4 protein-coding genes and 1 other annotated feature are annotated in these 6,000 nt (G+C 41.8%); of the genes, 3 read left to right on the forward strand and 1 reads right to left on the reverse strand.

Going from position 1 to position 6,000, the window contains the following annotated elements:
• Positions 1–116: 116 nt before the first annotated feature.
• Positions 117–1,760: a phosphoglycerate dehydrogenase gene (gene serA / locus V7161_RS01395; RefSeq protein ID WP_335441940.1), complete on the reverse strand. Its 1,644-nt coding sequence runs from the start codon at positions 1,758–1,760 to the stop codon at positions 117–119.
• Positions 1,761–1,828: 68 nt separating this feature from the next.
• Positions 1,829–2,041 (reverse strand) — a binding site (T-box leader).
• Between the two features lie 279 nt (positions 2,042–2,320).
• Here serA and V7161_RS01400 point away from each other — a divergent pair.
• Genes V7161_RS01400 through thrB form a run of 3 tightly spaced genes read left to right on the forward strand, consistent with a single transcriptional unit; the run spans position 2,321 to position 5,587 of the window.
• On the forward strand, positions 2,321–3,613 hold the full coding sequence (locus tag V7161_RS01400; protein ID WP_335441941.1) for a homoserine dehydrogenase: 1,293 nt from the start codon (positions 2,321–2,323) through the stop codon (positions 3,611–3,613).
• A complete protein-coding gene (thrC, locus tag V7161_RS01405) occupies positions 3,613–4,683 on the forward strand; it encodes a threonine synthase (RefSeq protein ID WP_335441964.1) in 1,071 nt (356 codons plus the stop codon). Before V7161_RS01400 ends, thrC begins: the two co-directional genes overlap by 1 nt.
• Positions 4,670–5,587, forward strand: coding sequence for a homoserine kinase (thrB, locus tag V7161_RS01410; RefSeq protein WP_335441942.1), 918 nt, complete (start codon positions 4,670–4,672; stop codon positions 5,585–5,587). The genes thrC and thrB overlap by 14 nt, the downstream gene beginning before the upstream one ends.
• Positions 5,588–6,000 lie beyond the last annotated feature (413 nt).

Raw genomic sequence — 6,000 nt, forward strand, 5'->3', positions numbered from 1 at the left:
GGTTTTTATGCAGTTGGTGCTCGGTAATAAGCACCAATCCATAGAAAAACAGCCAACATTTAAAAGAAAAGCTAAAAAAAGAGGGATTGCACCTACAAGCGCAATCCCTCTTTCTATTAAATACTTTCCACCTTCTCCGGTTCAATCCTGCCAGGTTCAAACGAATCCACATTCGATAACTCTAGTAATTGTGCTTCCTCGAGTCCATCAATTTGCGTTAGTTCATCATGAACATTTGCCTTTAAAGCTTTATCCAAGGTTAATACCATGATTGCTTCTCCGCCGACAGTCGTTCGTCCAACCTGCATCGTACCAATATTAATTTGGTAATCCCCTAATAGTGAGCCAACCTTGCCGATCATGCCCGGTACGTCCCGGTGCTTGATATAAAGCAGATATTTTTCTGGCTTCACGTCAATCCGGTATTCATTAATTTTTAAAATACGCGCACCGTAACCGTTTAACACGGTTGCGCCAATTTTGGCGGTTTCAAATCCATTAGAAACAGCTAGTTCCATGAAATTGGCAAACCCTTTATTCGTAGCATTTTTCTGCACATTATAAGAAACTCCCTGCTCCTTTAATAGATGAAGAGCATTGATTAGATTAACAGAATCACTTAAATGATAGGATAGCACACCTTTTAACAAGGTCCTGGTCAATAGTTCTGTATCTTCATCAATTAAATCGCCGTAATAATTAATTTCGATTTTAGTAGGTGCCTGCTTTTTCAATAGCTGAATAACTAACTGGCCCATTTGATCGCCAAGCAGCAAATATGGCTGCAGCTTTGCCTGTGTTTCACCTGACATTTGCGGCATATTAACGGCATTTTTAATCGATTGAGTTTCAAAAATCTCAATAATTTCGGCGCTAACTTCTTCGGCCACTTTTTCCTGTGCCTCAACAGTTGATGCTCCTAGATGTGGTGTGACAATAATATTTGGATTTTGCAGCAGTTCTGGGTCTGCTACCGGTTCTTTTTCAAATACATCGAGTGCTGCTCCAGCTACATGTCCTGCCACAATCGCCCGGACTAAGGCTTTTTCGTCAATAATACCGCCGCGGGCACAGTTGACAAATCGGACGCCTTTTTTCGTTTTTCGTAAATATTCATCATTAATAATTCCACGTGTATCATTTGTCAGCGGTGTATGAATGGTTATAAAATCAGATTCCTGAGCAATTAAATCAAGGCTTGCTTTTGTGATGCCTAGTTTTTTCGCTCTGTCCTCCGTTAAATACGGGTCAAATCCCAAAATATTCATGCCGAAGGCTTTGGCACGCTTGGCCACCTCTGTCCCGATTTTACCCATGCCGATAACACCAAGGGTTTTTTTGTATAATTCAACTCCTTTAAAGGAGTTGCGGTCCCATTCGCCTCCTGCAGTTTTTAGATGGGCCTGTGGAATTTTTCGCGCTAATGAAAGCATCATCGCCAAAGTATGTTCAGTTGCAGCCATCGTATTTGCACCAGGCGCGTTAATGACGATAATCCCTTTACGAGTTGCTGCATTAACATCGATATTATCGACACCCACACCTGCTCTGGCAATCACACGAAGCCGATTAGCTGCCTGAAGCAGTTCTTCCGTTACCTTTGTTTGACTTCTCACTATCAAGGCATCATAGTCACCAATAATCTTCTTTAATTCCTCCGTTGAAAGGGTCGGCTGCCTTTCCACAACAAAATGAGGATGTTCTATTAAACTCTTTAAACCCGTATTGCTGATTCCATCAGTAACTAGCACTTTATACATCGAAACCATCCTTTCAATTTCAAAATTAAATAAAAAGTCCCTCATAACACAGACATAGTAGTCGCGTTATGAGGGACGTAAAGGAACGTGGTGCCACCCTCTTTTGCTGCAAAAATAGCTGCAGCCTCGAAAAAATGTAACGGTTTTAACCGGGCTAGCCTACTAATACTTTCAGCAGCCAGTTCAGAAGGGCTGGGCTATTTAAGAAAAAAGCACCGGTTCACAGCAACCACCGGCTCTCTGAAGCCATTTCTTAATGCCGTCTTCATCATCACATGTTATAGTTAGAATTAAGAGAAATTTCAAAATTTAAATCGAATATAGGGATTATTCTACAACCATCCATTCAGAATTGTAAAGGGATAAAGTAGAAAAAAATTTCACTTTTATTAAAGAAAAATTTTTATTAAAAACAAGAAATCAGAAATGGCGCTGTAGTAAGCGATTACATAATAAAAATAGGAAATTAATCTATTGTAAAAAAATAAAGAGAGTCATATAATGTCTACTATACAAATACATTTGTGCGCGACATAAGGACACGAACTGGAGGGGAAATCATGAAAGCAATATCGATTGGACTATTAGGCTTAGGCACCGTTGGGTGTGGTGTCGTGCAAATCATAAAAAATCATCAGGATAAATTAATGCATCAGGTGGGTTGTCCGGTTGTCATCAAAAAAATCCTCGTACAAGACGTACATAAAGCGAGATCCGTAGAAGTCGATGCAAGTCTTTTAACTTCAAACGCTGCCGATATCCTTAATGATGATGAAATTGATGTGGTCATTGAGGTAATGGGGGGTGTGCAGGATACAAAAGATCATCTTATTAGTGCGCTCCGTCAAGGAAAGCATGTGGTGACGGCCAATAAAGATTTGATGGCTTTGCATGGATCAGAGTTATTAACCGTGGCTTCTGAACATGGATGTGATTTATTTTACGAAGCTAGCGTTGCCGGCGGTATTCCAATCCTAAGAGGCTTAGTTGACGGGCTTGCTTCAGATCGTATTACCCAAATGATGGGAATTGTTAATGGGACAACTAATTATATATTAACCAAAATGAGCACTGAAGGAAGGTCATATGAAGAGGTCCTTAAAGAAGCACAGTCACTTGGCTTTGCCGAAGCTGATCCAACCTCTGATGTTGAAGGACTAGATGCTGCCCGCAAAATGACCATCTTAGCGACGCTTGGTTTTTCGATGCATATTGATTTAGAAGATGTTAAAGTGAGCGGTATTTCAAACATTACTGAAGAAGATTTACGTTATGGACAACAATTAGGCTACACGATGAAGCTGATTGGCTATGCCCATAGGGAAGGTGAAAAAGTAGAGGTCAGTGTAGCCCCAACCTTTTTGTCCAATAATCACCCGCTCGCCTCTGTTCAAAATGAATACAATGCAGTATATGTTTACGGGGAAGCAGTTGGGGAAACGATGTTTTATGGCCCTGGAGCAGGAAGCCTGCCGACTGCAACAGCTGTTGTCTCAGACCTGGTCGGCGTCATTAAAAATCTGAGACTCGGAGTAAATGGAAAAAGCGCTGTGACTCCGCAATACGCTAAGCTCCTAAAGGATGATGGCGAAAAGTATTCTAAATATTTCTTACGCATTCATGTACAAGATGAGGTTGGTGTGTTTGCTGATATTACCTCTGTGTTTGCTAAACATGGAGTCAGCTTCGAAAAAATACTTCAGCTGCCAATAAAGAAAAATGAAACATCAGAAATTGTCCTAGTGACTCACCATGCTTCATTAACAAATTATGATAAAATTTTACAAGAATTATATGATATACAAGCGGTGAAGGAAGTAAAAAGTGCATATCGGGTGGTGCGAAAATCGTGATGAGATGGCCAGGATTATTAGAAGCATATAAAGAATATTTACCAATTAACAATGAAACTCCTAAATTAACTTTACATGAAGGAAATACGCCATTAATCAAGCTTGAACGTCTTTCACAGGAATGGAATGTTGAGCTTTATGTGAAATTTGAAGGTGCAAATCCAACAGGATCTTTTAAGGATCGCGGGATGGTAATGGCAGTCGCCAAAGCGGTAGAGGAAGGAAGCAAGACGATCATTTGTGCTTCAACAGGGAATACATCTGCCGCTGCAGCAGCTTATGCGGCTCGCGCAGGCTTAAAATGTATCATCGTGATTCCTGAAGGAAAAATTGCGATGGGCAAGCTGGCACAAGCCATGATGTATGGAGCAGAGATTATCTCCATAGAAGGGAATTTCGACCAGGCGCTGCAAATGGTTCGCAATATTAGTGAGGAAGAACCGATAACACTCGTTAATTCAGTCAATCCTTTTAGGCTTGAAGGGCAAAAGACAGCAGCCTTTGAGGTTTGCGACCAGCTCGGCTTTGCACCAGATATTTTAGCAATTCCAGTTGGAAATGCCGGTAATATTAGTGCTTACTGGAAAGGATTTAAGGAATTTGCAGACAAGAAGGGGACCGGATTGCCGCGAATGTTTGGTTTTGAAGCGGCAGGTGCTGCTGCACTAGTACACAACCGCGTGTTTGAAAATCCTGAAACGATTGCAACCGCGATTCGGATTGGAAATCCGGCGAGCTGGGATTTAGCCGTTTCTGCTGTACAGGAATCTGACGGAATATTTGATGAAGTCAGTGATGAAGAAATTTTAGCTGCTTATAAAAAATTGGCTTCTTCTGAAGGTGTTTTTGTCGAACCTGCTTCAGCTGCTTCCCTTGCCGGAGTGTATAAAAGCATCCAAAAAGGAAAAATCGCGGCAGGAACAAAAATTGTTGCTGTTGTGACAGGAAATGGCTTGAAGGATCCTGACACTGCCATTAAAACTAGTCTCATTAAACCGGTACAGCTGCCAAATGATGAAAAAGCCGTTACAGAACATATTCGAGGGGTTGTCCTGAATGCCTCTAAATAATCGATTTATTATCGAGGTTCCGGCAAGCACTGCCAATCTTGGGCCCGGCTTTGATTCTATTGGCTTGGCACTCGACTTATATTTAACATTAGAAGTGGAAGGCAGCAGTCGCTGGGAATTCTATTCTACATCAGATGAATTGAAGCAGTTTCCGAATGATGAACAGCACTTTATCGGCCAAGTAGCTATTAAAACGGCTGAGAAATATGGGAAAGTGTTGTCTCCATGTAAGGTAACAATCCAAAGTGAGATTCCATTAGCAAGAGGATTAGGCTCAAGCGCCTCAGCCATCGTTGCCGGAATTGAGCTTGCCGACCGTATTGGAGGATTAGGTTTAACGAAACAGGAAAAGCTCCTCATTGCTACAGAAATGGAGGGGCATCCGGATAATGTTGGTGCATCCATTTATGGTGGGCTTGTCATTGGCTGCTATCAAAAAAATGAGGTCGACATCCTAAACTTTGCAAACTTATCCTTTGAATTGGTAGTGGCAGTTCCGCAAGAGATCTTATTGACTAAGGATTCACGTGATGTTCTTCCGGAAGCTTTTTCACGGCAGGAGGCAATAGAAGCCTCATCGACGGCAAATCTATTGGTCGCGGCACTTTTAAGTCAAAACTGGGAAGTAGCGGGAAAAATGATGGAGCAGGATCTCTTCCATCAGCCATATCGCAAACCACTAATTTCCTTTTATGAAGAAGTAGAACAAGTGGCAAAATCCAATGGGGCTTTTGGGGTGGCATTAAGCGGCGCCGGTCCGTCAGTCATATGCTTCACTGAAAAAGGACAAGGCAAATTGCTGTCCCAAGTTTTACAAAGTGAATTTACAGAAATGACAGTGAAGCACCTAAATGTCGATAATGACGGAAGCATTACCAAAGAAGTCGAAAAGTTTGTCAGATAACTTATTGAAAAAGAAGGGCAGCCATTAGCACTGCCCTTCTTTGGTCTAGAAGGGTTTTTTTCTTAATATCGTTTTTTGAATTGATTCTCTCTGCTACCTGGCCAGTTGATTTCCGCTCCGGGCACTCGCTTTCCGCGGGGAGGTCCTGGAGCCTCCTCGGCGCTTTGGCGTCTGCGGGGTCTCCAGTGACCTCTATATCCCGCAGGAGTCGGTGCCCTCCGCTCCAATCAACAGGGAGGTCAAACAAAGTTATAGCACTACACATTTTCATCCTGGCTAAATGTTTCGCTTCCACTCTTTATCTTTATATGATAGTAGCGAAGCTCGAGCAATTCTTTGAGTCTGCCAAGCTGCGCTCAATTTTTAAAAAATTTATAAAACATTTTTCCTAATTAAAAACACTCTGTTGATTG

Source organism: Neobacillus drentensis, assembly GCF_036965425.1.
Taxonomy (GTDB): Bacteria; Bacillota; Bacilli; order Bacillales; family Cytobacillaceae; genus Neobacillus; species Neobacillus drentensis_F.

Excerpts from the sequence above, each read along its gene's own strand:
- serA (WP_335441940.1), bottom strand. The coding sequence starts at position 1,760 with ATGTATAAAGTGCTAGTTACTGATGGAATCAGCAATACGGGTTTAAAG.
- thrB (WP_335441942.1), top strand. The coding sequence starts at position 4,670 with ATGCCTCTAAATAATCGATTTATTATCGAGGTTCCGGCAAGCACTGCC.
- V7161_RS01400 (WP_335441941.1), top strand. The coding sequence starts at position 2,321 with ATGAAAGCAATATCGATTGGACTATTAGGCTTAGGCACCGTTGGGTGT.
- thrC (WP_335441964.1), top strand. The coding sequence starts at position 3,613 with ATGAGATGGCCAGGATTATTAGAAGCATATAAAGAATATTTACCAATT.